This window comes from Alcanivorax sp. 97CO-5 (assembly GCF_000524665.1).
GTDB classification, from domain to species: Bacteria; Pseudomonadota; Gammaproteobacteria; order Pseudomonadales; family Alcanivoracaceae; genus Alcanivorax; species Alcanivorax borkumensis.
In genome coordinates this window covers 567340-581502 of the sequence record NZ_KI965877.1, presented here as the reverse complement: position 1 = coordinate 581502, position 14163 = coordinate 567340, and the positions used below count along the sequence as shown (strand labels likewise).

At 54.1% G+C, this 14163-nt stretch carries 14 protein-coding genes and 3 tRNA genes; 10 read left to right on the top strand and 7 right to left on the bottom strand.

What is annotated here, in order from left to right; all coding sequences use genetic code 11:
* Positions 1 to 65: 65 nt before the first annotated feature.
* Entirely contained in the window at positions 66 to 719 is a 654-nt protein-coding gene (locus Y017_RS02545) for a glutathione S-transferase family protein (protein WP_035458626.1), read from the bottom strand.
* Positions 720 to 1100: 381 nt separating this feature from the next.
* On the opposite strand from Y017_RS02545, the gene Y017_RS02540 reads away from it, so the two are divergent.
* The 6 genes from Y017_RS02540 (at position 1101) to queF (ending at position 4792) form a co-directional block, all read left to right on the top strand.
* Positions 1101 to 1176, top strand: a tRNA-Glu gene (locus tag Y017_RS02540).
* 34 nt (positions 1177 to 1210) lie between these two features.
* Positions 1211 to 1286, top strand: a tRNA-Gly gene (locus Y017_RS02535).
* A 185-nt stretch (positions 1287 to 1471) separates the two neighbouring features.
* The gene (locus tag Y017_RS02530; protein ID WP_011588161.1) at positions 1472 to 2143 is read left to right on the top strand and encodes a histidine phosphatase family protein; all 672 of its coding nucleotides are present in this window, start codon (positions 1472 to 1474) and stop codon (positions 2141 to 2143) included.
* Positions 2144 to 2181: 38 nt separating this feature from the next.
* The gene (locus tag Y017_RS02525) at positions 2182 to 3126 is read left to right on the top strand and encodes an ABC transporter ATP-binding protein (RefSeq protein WP_011588162.1); all 945 of its coding nucleotides are present in this window, start codon (positions 2182 to 2184) and stop codon (positions 3124 to 3126) included.
* The gene (locus Y017_RS02520) at positions 3123 to 3896 is read left to right on the top strand and encodes an ABC transporter permease (RefSeq protein WP_011588163.1); all 774 of its coding nucleotides are present in this window, start codon (positions 3123 to 3125) and stop codon (positions 3894 to 3896) included. The genes Y017_RS02525 and Y017_RS02520 overlap by 4 nt, the downstream gene beginning before the upstream one ends.
* Positions 3897 to 3967: 71 nt before the next feature.
* On the top strand, positions 3968 to 4792 hold the full coding sequence (gene queF / locus Y017_RS02515) for an NADPH-dependent 7-cyano-7-deazaguanine reductase QueF (RefSeq protein WP_011588164.1): 825 nt from the start codon (positions 3968 to 3970) through the stop codon (positions 4790 to 4792).
* A 152-nt stretch (positions 4793 to 4944) separates the two neighbouring features.
* Here the strand turns inward: queF and Y017_RS02510 are convergent, their stop codons facing one another.
* From Y017_RS02510 to Y017_RS02490, 5 genes are all read right to left on the bottom strand, one after another.
* Complete coding sequence (locus Y017_RS02510) at positions 4945 to 6423, bottom strand: AbgT family transporter (RefSeq protein ID WP_035458623.1); 1479 nt, start codon at positions 6421 to 6423, stop codon at positions 4945 to 4947.
* Between the two features lie 215 nt (positions 6424 to 6638).
* Positions 6639 to 6726 (bottom strand) — tRNA-Ser (locus tag Y017_RS02505).
* 91 nt (positions 6727 to 6817) lie between these two features.
* Positions 6818 to 7264: an MAPEG family protein gene (locus tag Y017_RS02500; RefSeq protein WP_035458621.1), complete on the bottom strand. Its 447-nt coding sequence runs from the start codon at positions 7262 to 7264 to the stop codon at positions 6818 to 6820.
* Positions 7254 to 7712, bottom strand: coding sequence for a YiiD C-terminal domain-containing protein (locus Y017_RS02495; RefSeq protein ID WP_035458620.1), 459 nt, complete (start codon positions 7710 to 7712; stop codon positions 7254 to 7256). The genes Y017_RS02500 and Y017_RS02495 overlap by 11 nt, the downstream gene beginning before the upstream one ends.
* Positions 7709 to 8266: a nitroreductase gene (locus Y017_RS02490; RefSeq protein ID WP_011588168.1), complete on the bottom strand. Its 558-nt coding sequence runs from the start codon at positions 8264 to 8266 to the stop codon at positions 7709 to 7711. Before Y017_RS02490 ends, Y017_RS02495 begins: the two co-directional genes overlap by 4 nt.
* Positions 8267 to 8436: 170 nt before the next feature.
* Here Y017_RS02490 and Y017_RS02485 point away from each other — a divergent pair, with 170 nt between their 5' ends.
* Entirely contained in the window at positions 8437 to 9981 is a 1545-nt protein-coding gene (locus Y017_RS02485; protein WP_035458617.1) for an adenylate/guanylate cyclase domain-containing protein, read from the top strand.
* Between the two features lie 68 nt (positions 9982 to 10049).
* Here Y017_RS02485 and Y017_RS02480 read toward each other — a convergent pair whose 3' ends face one another.
* Positions 10050 to 11645 (bottom strand): GMC family oxidoreductase, encoded by a 1596-nt coding sequence (locus Y017_RS02480; RefSeq protein WP_011588170.1) that lies wholly within the window; start codon positions 11643 to 11645, stop codon positions 10050 to 10052.
* A gap of 106 nt (positions 11646 to 11751) precedes the next feature.
* Here Y017_RS02480 and Y017_RS02475 point away from each other — a divergent pair, with 106 nt between their 5' ends.
* The 3 genes from Y017_RS02475 to Y017_RS15375 all read left to right on the top strand — a co-directional run bounded on the left by Y017_RS02475 (position 11752) and on the right by Y017_RS15375 (position 14155).
* On the top strand, positions 11752 to 12339 hold the full coding sequence (locus Y017_RS02475; protein ID WP_231483339.1) for a DUF3047 domain-containing protein: 588 nt from the start codon (positions 11752 to 11754) through the stop codon (positions 12337 to 12339).
* Between the two features lie 347 nt (positions 12340 to 12686).
* Positions 12687 to 13247: an HNH endonuclease gene (locus tag Y017_RS02470; protein ID WP_035458615.1), complete on the top strand. Its 561-nt coding sequence runs from the start codon at positions 12687 to 12689 to the stop codon at positions 13245 to 13247.
* A gap of 131 nt (positions 13248 to 13378) precedes the next feature.
* A complete protein-coding gene (locus Y017_RS15375) occupies positions 13379 to 14155 on the top strand; it encodes an endo alpha-1,4 polygalactosaminidase (protein WP_231483337.1) in 777 nt (258 codons plus the stop codon).
* Positions 14156 to 14163: the final 8 nt, after the last annotated feature.

Genomic DNA, 14163 nt, shown 5'->3' with positions numbered 1-14163 from the left:
CCACTCTATGGTCGCGGCCTCTGAGCAAGGAGCCGCACGCTTTCGCGCAAGGCTATCCAGTCGCTTTACCCAAGAACTTTTTGGATGAAGCCAGACTCTTTCTCAATGGTTTGGACGAAGGGCGGCAGCGCGTGCATGCGTTTGATATGTGCGGCCAGATTGGGATAAGTGGTGGCATCCAGCTGTTCGCCAGCATGATGAAAGTTCACCATTTGGCTTGCTAGCGCAATGTCAGCCACGGTCATGTTGTCGCCCACTAGAAACTCCCGACCTTCCAGTGTCTTTTCCAGATAGACAAACAGGGGAGGGATAGTCGTGCTTAGCGCATGCTGGACTTTTTCTTCGTCACATTCTTTGCCCAGTAGGGGCATAAGTACGCGATTACGGAATACTGCAAAGGTACAGCGCATGGCAAGATCGTAATCAATAAAGCGTTCTAGCCAGATGACTTGCCCCATTTCCATGGCATCGCTTGGGTAAAGCGCCGGTTCCGGGTGGACTTTTTCCATCCAAGCGCAAATGGCGGCAGAGTCAGCCAGGAATTGACCATCTACTTCCAGTGCAGGGATACGCTTCATGGGGCTAATTTTTTCGTAGCCCTCCGGGGGGGCGTTGGGGTCGATATGAACGGATTCGAATTCGATCCCTTTCAGCGCGAGGGCGACCCGGGTTTTGCGGACGAACGGTGACAGGGCGGCCCCGTACAGCTTGATGGACATGCGTTTCTCCCGATAAATGAATATATTTTGCCAATTTGGTGGAATTGGCATGGTTGTTATAGCGCGCTTAAACAGGCTGCTCAGAGTTCTTTGCACGCTTCAGCCGATAATCTGAAGCGTTTGCTCTTATGACGCCAGCCTGCGGGTACTTTTGTTGATGTAGATGATCACACGTCATAATCCGCAAACACGACCTGATAGCACTCTTTTCACGTTAAAGTAGCAAACTCCGGTGTGGTTTATATAGGTCCAGCGCTAGGCTTCCTACTAGAGCAGCATGATTTTTTTGGGTCAATGGCGGTTAGTGAAAATTTTTTTCTTGACGATTGCCCGGCAGATACCTATTCTACGCGCCGCTTTGACGTACCACGTCAAGCCCGGGTCCCCTTCGTCTAGTGGCCCAGGACACCGCCCTTTCACGGCGGTAACAGGGGTTCGACTCCCCTAGGGGACGCCACTAATTCGCTAGTAGTTAGCTGGCAAGTAGTTAAGCGGGAATAGCTCAGTTGGTAGAGCACGACCTTGCCAAGGTCGGGGTCGCGAGTTCGAATCTCGTTTCCCGCTCCAAATAAAAAAGGGACCCAAACGGGTCCCTTTTTTTATTGGTGCTTGTGGTTGTGTCTTCATCGATTCCTTCTATGTAACCTGCGAGCTTCTTCGCTGACTTGCCCGTGTATTGCGAAATTCATTCTCATGGTTTGCTTTCGCTACGGCGCTCCGTACACTAAGGCTTCACCGAAAGTGAAGAGACTATGGCGCGCCTACACCCGCGATTGCTGGAAGCCCTCAACCTGTTGCCGCAGGACAAACCCGTTCATTTGCTGACGCGCCACTCCGTGCGTGAATTGGCCAAAAACGGTTTTGCGGACTATCGGTTGCCTCTGACGCCGGAAGGCATTGATATGGCGCGCGAATGGGGTGGGCGGTTGGCGCGCCCGGTGGATGCGTTCTTTTCGAGTCCGGTGGGGCGTTGTGTGAACACCGCTAAAGCCATGGCTGAAGGTGCTCGCAAAGCTGGGCTGCTTGAGGCGATTCCCGAGATCACCACAGATACCACTTTGGTGGAGCCGGGCTGCTATGTAGAAGACCTAAATCAGGTTGGCCCTACGTTCTTGAAAATGGGCGCGTTTAAATTCATTAATCGGCACCTGCAGCAACCCTTCGATGGCATGCTGTCGCCGGCAGAGGGACGCGCAAAGCTGGCGCGTTATCTAGGCGAGCGTGAACCGGCGCCCGGCCACCTTAATGTGCACGTGACCCATGACACCATTCTTGCTGTGCTGGTGGCGGAGCTGCACGGGCATCGGCGTATTACCGAAGACGACTGGCCCTGGATGATGGAAGGTCTGTGGCTGTGGTTCAGTGGAGGCCAACTTCACTGGGTGTGGCGTGGTGATCACGGACACCGTGCGTTGGGTAACTGACCACGCTGACAGCCTTTTTCTCCGTTTACCGATTTCTCATGAGGTGTGCCTTGTCCGCACTGACAATTCGCAATTTGACCAAAACCTATGCCAATGGCGTGCAAGCGCTTAAAGGGATTGATCTTGAGGTGAAGAAGGGCGATTTCTTTGCCTTGCTAGGCCCCAATGGCGCTGGTAAATCCACCACTATTGGCGTGATCAGCTCTCTGGTGAATAAGTCCGACGGCGATGTGAGTATTTTTGGCTACTCCCTGGATACTCAGCGCTCTCTGGCCAAGAAGCAGATCGGCGTAGTGCCTCAGGAATTCAATTTCAACCAGTTCGAGAAAGTGTTCGATATTGTGGTGACCCAGGCCGGGTTCTACGGTATTCCTGGCCCGTTGGCCCGGGAGCGGGCAGAAAAGTATTTGCGCCAACTGGGCTTGTGGGACAAGCGCGATAAGCAATCTCGTACTCTTTCGGGGGGCATGAAGCGCCGTTTAATGATTGCCCGTGCCCTGGTTCACGAGCCGGAGTTGTTGATTCTGGACGAACCCACCGCAGGTGTAGACATCGAACTGCGCCGATCTATGTGGGATTTTCTCACTAAGCTGAATGAGCAAGGTAAAACGATCATTCTGACCACGCATTACCTGGAAGAAGCGGAATCCTTGTGTCGGCATATCGCCATTATTGATCATGGTGTCATCGCCGAAAACACCGACATGAAATCTCTATTGGAACAATTGCAGGTAGAAACTTTTATTCTTGATCTGGCTCGGCCCGTTACGCAGGCCCCACAGCTGGACGGTTTTGAAGTGTCGCTGCGTGATGCCAAAACCCTGGAGGTGGCGGTGCCGAAAAGCGAAAGCCTGAATACGCTGTTTGCGGAATTGGCTAGGCAAAACTTTGAAGTAATGAGCATGCGTAATAAGGCGAACCGGTTGGAAGAATTGTTTGTTCGATTGGTTGAGCAGAACCTGCCAGGGGGGAGGGCGTCATGAATGCACGCGAGCAGTGGATTGCATTCCTCACACTGGTAACGAAAGAAATTCGTCGTTTTACCCGTATCTGGCCGCAGACTTTGTTGCCCCCTGCGATCACCATGACCCTATATTTTGTGATTTTTGGCAATCTCATCGGTAGCCGTATTGGTGACATGGGAGGCTTCGATTACATGCAATATATCGTGCCGGGCTTGATCATGATGAGTGTGATCCAGAATAGTTATGGCAATGTAGTGAGCTCGTTCTTTTCCACCAAGTTCCAGCATTCCATTGAGGAAATGTTGGTGTCGCCGATGCCGTCCCATGTGATCCTCAATGGCTATATTGTCGGCGGCATGGTGCGTGGCATGCTGGTAGGGCTAATTGTCAGCGTGTTGAGCCTCTTTTTTACCCATCTTTCCATGCAGCACATGGCTATTACGGTGACGGTGGTGGTGCTCACTGCAGCGTTGTTTGCGCTGGGGGGGTTCATCAATGCGGTTTTTGCCACTAAGTTTGATGATATATCCATTGTCCCCACCTTTATCCTAACGCCTCTGACTTACCTGGGCGGGGTGTTTTATTCCATCGATCTATTGCCCGAGTTTTGGCGTACCGTGAGCCTGGCGAACCCGATCGTGTATATGGTTAATGCTTTTCGTTATGGCGTGTTGGGCGTGAGTGATGTGAATGTGTACGCTTCATTGGCAGCAATTCTGGTGTTCGTGATCGCTTTCTATCTATTCGCACTATGGTTATTGCATCGTGGTACCGGTATTCGGCACTAACCAATTGGCTTGAATCCGGTTATCTTTAACCATTGCCGACGACCCATGGTGGGGGCTACCAAGAGGTTATCATGAGTTATCTTAAAGAAACGCCGCTGGGTCGTTCCAGTGAGTATGTTGATCAATACATGCCTTCGCTGTTGTGTCCGGTGCCGCGCTGGGACGCGCGCGAGGGCCTGGAGCTGGAAAGTGCCACACTGCCTTTTCACGGCTCGGATATTTGGAATGCCTACGAATTGTCCTGGCTCAATGAAAAGGGCAAGCCCATTGTGGCCATGTGCGAGCTGCGTGTTCCGTGCACAACCCCGAACATTGTTGAGTCCAAGTCCTTAAAGCTGTATTTGAATTCGTTTGCCAATACTCGCTTTCAAAGCCGCGATGCGGTGCGTGCTGCTATTGAGAAAGATGTGGCACAAACAGCAGGGGGCAACATTGAGGTATTACTGTTTTCGCTGCAGGAGTCGGCGGGTTTCCCTGTGTGGGAAGATCGCGGCGATTGCGTGGACAATATAGATCTGAATTTCGAGCATTACGAGTACCGGCCTGATTTGCTGTTATGCGATCAGGGCCCCGAACAAACTGGCCAGTTGTATTCTCATTTGTTGCGCAGCCATTGTCCGGTTACCGATCAGCCAGACTGGGCGACAGTGGTCGTTCGTTACACCGGTCGTGCTATCAGCCCGGCCAGCTTTTTGCGCTATGTGGTATCGCTGCGAAATCATCAGGGCTTTCACGAGCAGATTATTGAACAAATGTTTGTCGATCTGATGACGCAATGTTCGCCTCGCCACCTGACCGTTTACGGTCGTTTTACCCGGCGTGGTGGAATTGATATCAATCCGTTCCGCTCAAACAGTGAGCAGCCATTACCGAACCGTCGCACTATTCGCCAGTAAGGGAAAGTAGCGGCGGGTTTGTGGTTTTGCTGTTTACCTTCGTGTCATTGGCGTTATCTTGTTGCCGCCTTCTGTCTAGTATGGCTGGAGGTACGGTTTCTTAACGTTCTAATTCGAGTAAGTTGCCACGCGTTTCAACCTTCACTTTTAACTCAAGGCCCCAAAGGCCAGCCAAACCCAATCCACACCCCCAATAATACCGACCATCCCAGTAGTAATGTCAGGCTGTAGGGCAGCATCAGTGCAATGAGGGTGCCGATGCCCGTCTCTGGCTGATAGCGGCGAGCGAAACCCAGCACCAGCACAAAATAGGGCATCAGTGGAGTGATGATATTGGTACTGGAGTCGCCCACTCGATAGGCCGCCTGGCTGGCCTCGGGAGAAATGCCCAGTAACATCAGCATGGGAATAAAGACCGGCGCAAGGATCGACCACTTGGCCGAGGCGCTGCCGATCATCAGATTGATCAGTGCGGTGAGCACCACAAACAGTAATAACAGAACCACCTTGGGCACGGTCAGTGCACCGAGCCAGGCGGCGCCTTTCACAGCTAATAGCAGGCCCAGCTGGCTGTAGTTAAACCAGGCAACAAATTGCGCGGCGAAGAACATCAATACCAGGTAGCCGGCCATGGACGCCATGGTCACTTCCATGGCAGTGATAACCGCTCCACTGTTGCGAAACTGTCCGCTGACCCTGCCATAAACCGCACCGCAGATGCCGGCAATCAACGCCACGATGACCACCAGACCATGAATAAACGGCGAGCCCAGCACGCTGCCGGTATCCGGGTGGCGCAGTGGTGCATTGTTTGGCAATACCAGTAGCGCTAGCCCTGCCAGTAGCATTGCCAGTGTCAGGCCGGTCCACTTCATGGCGCGGGAATGGATTTGCGGCGCGTCCACTGATGCGTCAGCCACGGTATTGGCGTGGGCCAGCCGGGGTTCGGTGAGCGTGCGAGTGATTAGAGTGACCAGCCCGGTCACCAGAAAGGTGGAGGCGATGATAAACCAGTAGTTGCCGGTGGCCGCCACCGTGCGGTCCGGGTCGATGATGTGTGCCGCTTCTGTCGAGAGCCCTGCGAGCGTGGCGTCCACCGGGCCGACCAGTAAGTTCGCGCTGAAGCCGCCAGAAACTGCGGCAAAGGCGGTGGCGATACCGGCGATGGGGGGGCGGCCGGCCAGCTGAAACACCAGTCCTGCCAGCGGTATCAGCACTACGTAACCGGCGTCCACGGTCAAACTGGAGAGTACCCCGGCAAAGGCAACGGTGAATACCAGAGCGCCGCCGGAAGAGCGTCGTACTAAGCTGGCCAGACTAACGGACAGTAGGCCGGACTGCTCTGCCACGCCTAGGCCTAGCATGGCGACCAGCACCACGCCAAGAGGGGCAAAGCCGGTAAAATTACCCACGAGGGTTGTGAACAGATAACGCAGGCCGTCTGCATCCAGCAAGGAATGGGCGGTAATGGTTTCATCGGTGAGCGGGTGGGTGGCGGTCACATCCAGTGCGCCCAGCACGGCAGTAAGAGGCAGCAGTAGCAAGCAAAACCAGACAAACAACAGCGTGGGGTGGGGCAATCGATTGCCCAGTTGCTCCAGTCGAGCCAGCCAGCCATGGGTGCGGGTCATGGATGTATTTCCTTGAAGTGTATCCTCTACTGTAGCGAGTGGGTCGAATGGCGGGCAAGTAATAGCAGGCCGCAAGTTCGATACCCACGTGCCTCACGTTATATTCGAACCATGGCTTTGGCGTTGATTGGCAGCATTTAAGCTGATTTTGTAGCGGGTTACGGGGAGCAGAGAGGAATAAAAAAAGCCCCACGTTTGCGGGGCTTTTTTATATTTGGCGGTGAGGGAGGGATTCGAACCCTCGATACCTTGCGGTATACACACTTTCCAGGCGTGCTCCTTCGGCCACTCGGACACCTCACCAGATTGTCGTCAAAAGTGCACTGGGCAGCAGTTGAGGGCGCGTAGAGTACCGGAGGGCGCGGCGGGAGGCAAGCATCCCGCCGCCGGTTGTTCACTGTTTGGCTAGCGAGAGTAACAAACAGGCTTGGTCTACGGCCAGCCAGCTCACTAAGGCCACCTGTACCAGGAAGAAACCGAAACGAATTTGCACCAGCCAGTGGTTCACACCTACTAGATGGATAATGCTTTGGGCTACCCGGGCAGCGACCAGCCAAGGCAGTAATGTGGCACTCAAGTCCGTGTTGCCGATCCATAGGGCGGTGGCTACCACCACAATGATGATGCCAAGCAACTCTAGTGTATTGAGGTAGGCCCGGTGTAATCGATTCAGCGGGCAGGCTGGGTTGTAATGATAAGGGGGGAAACCGTCGGCTTTGCTTTTGCCGCTTAGCACGGCAAGGGAGCGGGCGGAAATGAGCAAGATGAGCAAGAACAGTGCCCAGCCCGCATAGGCCAGCAGAAACAGGTGAGTGGTTGTTATTGTACTTTCAGTCATCATTGAGTCCAATCCTCGCAAGATAAAGACCCTGATATTCGCAGACTCGGGCACCATTAGCACTGGTGCCGTGGGCCAAAATGCGCAAAGTTGCCTTTCCCCGGCGTTCAAGGCGCTGTTCGAATTGGCTCCGCGCTTCGTTACTGACCGTGGCGGTGATATGGATGTCGCTGTGCAAGGGAAGCAGATACTCAAGGTCGGTTTTCACCGCCACCACGTCTGCGTTAGCGCCCGCCTGGCGGGCAAGCAATGTAGTAAGTGCCCAGCCGGAGAGTGTAAGCAGAGCTGACTGGCTACCGGCAAAAAAAGTGCCTTTGTCATTATGATTAAGCGCCAGGGGGGCGGTAACGGTGAGTGTCTGCCCGTCGAATGATGTCAGTTGGAAGTCCAGATGCCGGGTGAGGGGAATGGCATCGCGAACCTGTTCTGCTAGTGCTGCCAAGTCCATCATGGCAACTCACGAATAAAATCGGCAGGGCGCTCATCGGGCAAGGATTTGAGGCTGCTCGCCGCGGTACCCAGGTACAGGTAGGCCACCACTTGGTCCTTGGGGGCAAAGCCGAGCTTTTCCTTGGCAAGGTCTGAGTTGGCCAGTGCGCCAGTGCGCCACATAGCGCCGATACCTTGTTCATAGGCTGCCAGCATCATATTTTGAACGGATGCTCCCACCGCTAACACCTGCTCCCAGACGGGAATCTTGTGTCCTTCCGTGACTTCGGCCACGGCCACGATAATAGTGGGCGCGCGTAGGGCCTTGCTGTAGGCGTTATTCTGGGTGCGGCGGTCGGCGTTCGGTTGTTGTTCTAGCAAGTGCGCCACCATGATATCGCCCAGCCGTTCACGTTGGCGGCCCTGCAGCACAATAAAGCGCCAGGGGCGTAGCAGGCCATGGTCCGGAGCGCGAATGGCGGCACGCAGCAGCATGTCGATTTGCTCATCGTTGGGGCCTGGTTCTTGAAGGCGGGGGCTTGAGACACGGGTGGTCAGGGCGGTGAGGGTGTCCATTCAGGGCTCCTGTTATAACCGCGCCATGGTAGCCCGAATTGCAGATGAGTCCCAGTTGTAGAGTGCGGATGCTTCCCGGCAGCAAGGAATCCTCGACCTTTAGTCATCCCAGTCTTTTTTCTTATAAGGTAAACCGCTAAGCTCAGCAGAAATCGCGTGAAACCGATCACATGACCTTCATCACAAAAAAGAAATCTCGCCGTCCTCAGCTGGGGCCTATGGAGCGCGCGCGCCGCCAGGCAAATTATATTCGCCTTTTGGCTTTTCTGGTGGCCGCCATGATCCTTATTGCGGGGCTAAACCTGAACCTGTTTCCTGCGCTATATATGCTGGGGGTGGCGGGGCTGCTGATTTACCCCATGTCCGCCCAGGGCCTACTTTTTTTGTTCGACAAGCAGGATCGACCCACCAAAATGGTTCATCAGCTGCTGATGCAAGCAGATGCTATGGTGATTGGCCTTGTGTGTGCTTTGCTGCATTTCTCTCTGGTGCCCGCCATGGTGCTGTTGATCATTGTTCATGCCAACGCGGTAAGTAGCGGAGGCCTCAAACCCTGGCTGATGAATATCCTGATGACCGGCGTTGGCGCTTTGCTGATGGGCTGGGTTTTGGATTTCAAGGTGCTACCACCGCAACAGACACCGGTTTTGCTGTCGGTTATCTCCATGCTCGGTTTGGGCATTTATGTCGGGGCGTCATCTGCATTTGCTCGCCTGCAGGCTCGCTATTTGCAACAGGCACAGGAGCTGGTGCGCCATCAGCAGAAACAAGCGGTGGATATGTCTCGCAAGCTGGCCAAGTATTTACCGCCCCAGGTGTGGGGTTCCATTTTTTCCGGCAAGCGCGATGCCAAGCTGGGAACCCAGCGTAAGCGGCTCACGGTATTTTTTTCTGATATTAAAGGCTTTAGTGCCATTTCCGAAGAGCTGCCATTAGCGACTCTGACTAAGATGCTCAACACTTACCTGAGCGAAATGACCCGCATTGCACTGCGCCACGGTGGCACTATCGACAAGTTCATCGGTGATGCAGTGATGGTGTTTTTCGGTGACCCGAAAAGTGCCGGAGCCCAGGAAGATGCCTACCGATGTGTATTAATGGCCATCGAGATGCAGGAGCAAATGAAATTATTACGCCAGCGCTGGGCTCACGAAGGTATTGAGCACAAGCTGGAAATCCGTATTGGTATTAACACCGGGTATGCGACGGTGGGCAACTTTGGCACCGATTCTCGTATGGACTACACCATTTTGGGCACTGATGTGAACCTGGCCAGTCGCCTAGAATCGGCTTGCCGTCCAGGTGGCGTGCTGATTTCAGAGGCGACCCAAGAACTGGTGAAGGACCGAATTCAGTGCCGCAACATGGGTGACATCCAAGTAAAAGGATTTAACCGGCCGATTCCGGTGTTTGAAGCTCTGGGAGCCAAACGGGATAGCGGAGCAAAGAACCGTTATGTGTCGGCGCAAACGGCGGGTTTTGGTATGCATATCGACCTGGAGCGCATTCGTAACTTCGACAAGAATACTATCCTGCGCACCCTGGCCCATTGCGCCACAGATCTTAAACAGGACAAGCTAGTGGAAGTGGACTATGAGTCGGAAGGCTTCAGCTTGCATGTGGAAAGCCACACCTTGAAAAAACGGGATCGTGAGAAAGTGATCGAAATGATGGGGCGTGCCGCCAAGAAAGTGCAGACAGAAGTACGAGTGTAATTCGCTACCCGCTCCCTGAGACGCTGCTTTAGGTGGGCAGGCGTCCACCTAAAGCAGCTGACCGAATGTTACTGACCAAGAATGGCGTCAGCGGCTTTTTCGGCAATCATTACAGTGGGGGCATTGGTGTTGCCGCCAATCAGGGTCGGCATGATAGAGGCATCCACTACGCGCAAGCCTTCTAGGCCGTGGACACGCAGCTCGCTATCGACTACCGCCATTTCGTCGCTACCCATCTTGCAGGTACCCACCGGGTGGTAAATGTTGTCACACTTTTGGCGGAGGAAACCGCGAATTTCTTCATCGCTCTGTACCTCTTTGCCCGGGAAGATCTCTTCGCCGCGCCAGTCGGTGAGCGCCTGTTGTGCCATGATCTTGCGAATGGCCTTCACGCCGCGGACCATGCCTTCCATGTCGTCCGGATGCTCCAGAAAACGCGGGTCGATCAGGGCTGGGGAGCGGGGGTTGCCGTCACGCAGGGTGATGTTGCCGCGGCTTTTAGGTCGCAAAATGCAGACATGGCCGGAGTAGCCATAGCCCATGCTGAAGAGCATGTTGAGGCCGTGGTTATCCAGCTTGGCAGCAGTCAGGTGCAGCTGCAGGTCAGGAATGTTTTCTTCAGGACGCGATTTGATGAAGCCACCGGCTTCTGCCACGTTAGAGGTCAGCTGACCAGTGCGGCGATAAAAGAAATTGAAGATCCCTTTTAGCCCGGTGGTCATGAGTGCGCCGGGGGCTAGGCTCAGTGTGTCCTTACGCAGGCTTTTATGGACCACTAGCGCATCGGGGTGGTCCTGCAAGTTTTCGCCAACCCCAGGCAGATCATGAACCAGCGGAATGTTGTGTTCGGCCAGTTCCGCCGCCGGGCCTACCCCGGATAGCTTTAGCACCTGTGGCGAGTTGATGGCGCCCCCGGAGAGAACCACTTCGTTGTCTGCTTTTAGGGTGCGGATCTGACCGTCGTGCTCCACTTCTACGCCGATGGCCCGTTTGCCGTCGAACAAGATGCGATTGACCAGTGCATTGGTCATGATGGTGAGGTTAGGACGATCCATTACCGGGTGCAGGTAGGCTTTGGCAACACCGCAGCGCTCGCCATCCTTCTGGTTCACCTTGTACATGCCCATGCCTTCTTGTACTTCATTGTTGAAGTCGTCGGTGGCAGGGTGCCCGGCTTGCACGCCGGCTTTAACAAAGGCGCGGCTCACCGGGTGGGTGAATCGCAGGTCGGCAATGTTTAACTTGCCACCAGTGCCATGGTAGGTGCTTTCACCCGCTTCATAATGCTCAGAGCGTTTGAAAACAGGCAGGACATCATCGTATCCCCAGCCTTTATTGCCCAGTTCCGCCCAGTGGTCATAGTCCCACTTATGGCCACGGGTATAACACATGGCATTGACGGCGGAAGAGCCGCCCAAGGTTTTCCCTCGCGGAATATAAATCTGGCGGTTATTCAAGGCTTTCTGGGGCACGGTGTAATAGCGCCAGTTCCGTGCGTTGGAGCGCATCATCATGATGATGCCCGCAGGAATCCGAATAAATAGGCTGTTATCGGCGGGGCCGGCTTCAAGGAGGCACACGCGATTATTCGGGTTTTCGGAGAGGCGGTTGGCGAGTACGCAGCCGGCGGAACCGGCGCCAACAATGATGTAATCAAACTGCATGGTATCTGCCTTGTGCTAGTGACACAGTAAACAGAGCATTCTAGGAATTCGGCGTATGAAAACGAGGTTTGTTTGTGACCGGCGAGTCCAATGTATACCACGTTGGATGGCGCTGTTTTTGGCATTAATGCCTGCTTTGGCGGTTTCGGCAGCGCCTCCGGAGTGGCGAGAAGTGGTTTTTGCCGGGCATACGGCGTATCGACAAACCACTGAGTGCTGGCAGGCCCGTGCACAGGGAACGGCCTCAGGGCTGGTGCGGGAGAAAAGCGTCGACCTTGAAAAAACGCCTTGGCTGGTCTGGCAATGGCGGGCTGAGGCTGTGGCCGCCTGGCCGGATACCAACGAGCAGCATAAAGCCGGTGATGATTTTCAGGCACGGGTGTATGTAGTGAAAAAGGGGTGGTTGCCCTGGCAAACCCGGGCGATCAATTATGTTTGGTCGCGGCAATCTGCGCCTGGCGCTCATTGGCCAAACCCATTTGCGCACCAGGCAGAAATGGTGGTGGTGCAGGGGCCAGGCGGTGCCGGAGTGGCACATATGTTTTCACGTAATGTCCAAGCGGACTTCCAGCGTTTCCATGGAATGGCGGTGACATCGGTGGATGCAGTGGCGATCATGACCGATGGCGACAATACTGGGGCCACGGTGACCAGCTGTTACCAGTTGCCGTCCTTTCGCTCCGAGATGCCTTGAATACAAATGCATTAAAGCGGAACGTCAGTTGATCATTGGCCAGGCTTGCGAACACAAACGCTAATCAGGAAACGCTCAATGTGAAAAGAGAGTTGCGGCTAGCGCGCTGCCCTGTTTATTATTTGTTCAGCGGGCTGTCTGTGATTAGGTTGTTGAGGCAAATTAATCAGAGATAATAAAGTAAAGGCGCCGCCACCGTGCTGACATACCCACACCGGCAATGCACGACCTTCCACGGGGTTTCCCGCAATAGCGTTCCTATCTCTTTTGCCTTCTGTTGCAGAATCGTCATCACCTTACGTTTATATCTGATACAGCCACACTCAATTACATTGCTGAGGTTGCCCATGACTGAACGTATTTTGCGCTTGGACAAGGCGGGGGCCCCGGTCGAATGGTTGGACTGGCAGGTCGCCGCCACCCTTTATGCTCGTGGTCTGGTCACTTGGACGCTGGGGGAAGAAATCTACCGGTTGCATGGTGGGACCAGTCGCACTACCGGTGCTCGATCACTCTTATCCCTCCACTCGATTATCGCCTGCGATGGCATTACCCACAGTTATAAGCGCCCGCCTCCACCGTTAACCAATCGGGCTCTTTTCCGTCGCGACAAGCATCTGTGCTTATATTGCGGTAAATCCTTTGCTGAAAATGCGCTTACCCGTGATCACATTGTGCCTACCTCACGTGGTGGTAAGGATCGCTGGTTGAATGTAGTGTCGGCTTGTCGGCGCTGTAATCAGCGTAAGGGTAGCCATCGACTGGACGAAATTGGCATGGAATTACTGGCCCTGCCTTATGTGCCGAATATGGCAGAGTATCTGGCGCTGATTAATAGCCACCGTATACGGGGGGACCAGATGGCCTTTCTACGTAGCCAGTTTGGTAAGGAAAGCCGGTTTTTGTAAGAAAAATGTAAAAAATAAAAAATGCTGATGGGTCCTTATTTACATTGGGGAGGCTCAATTACCATATTTCACTTCGTCTTGACGTGAATTCAGATAGACTAAAATTCTTTTTCAGATTTCTGGTCAGGGGCGTGCCCATTCGTTACGTCATTTTTTTCTTGTGTTGGTGTGTTGCGGCTACTGCCTCGGCAGTAGAGAGTAAGGCTGACGCCAAAACAGCGGCCTTTTATTATGGCCCCGATATTCCATGGGCTTCGCTGGCCGTGTTTGATTTTCCCGTGGTGGAGCCAAATCAGGCTGACACTGTGCCCCAGGCCTACCAGGGTGAACATTTCTATGCCTATGTGAGCTTGGGTGAAGTGCTGGCCCAACGTCATTATTTCTCTGGTTTAGACAAGGCCTGGTTGTTGGGGAAAAACCCGGACTGGGGGTCGTTTATTCTTGACCAGTCTTCCCCGGCGCTACGCAGCTACTTTATTGATGCCGTGATTGAGCCTCTATGGCAAAAGGGCTATCGCGGTTTTTTCCTTGATACCCTGGATAGCTATCAACTGGTCGCGGAAGACGACGCCGCCCGTGAACGTCAACAAAAAGGGTTGGCCGCGCTGATAAACGCTATTGCCGAGCGCCATCCCGAAGCCGGGTTTATTTTCAATCGCGGTTTTGAGCTGATGCCATTGATTGAGGCCCGCGTGGATGCGGTGGCGGCAGAGTCCCTCTACCAGCGTTGGTTGCCAAGCAAAGATCAATTTGCCGTGGTTCCGGAGTCGGACCGGCAATGGCTGCTGGATCAGTTTGAGCAAGTCCGTGAGCGCTATGGTGTTAGCACTATTGCCATTGATTATGCCCCCCCGCGGACCGTGACCAGGCACGTAAAATCGCTAGCGACATTGCCCGCCATAATGTGATTCCTTGG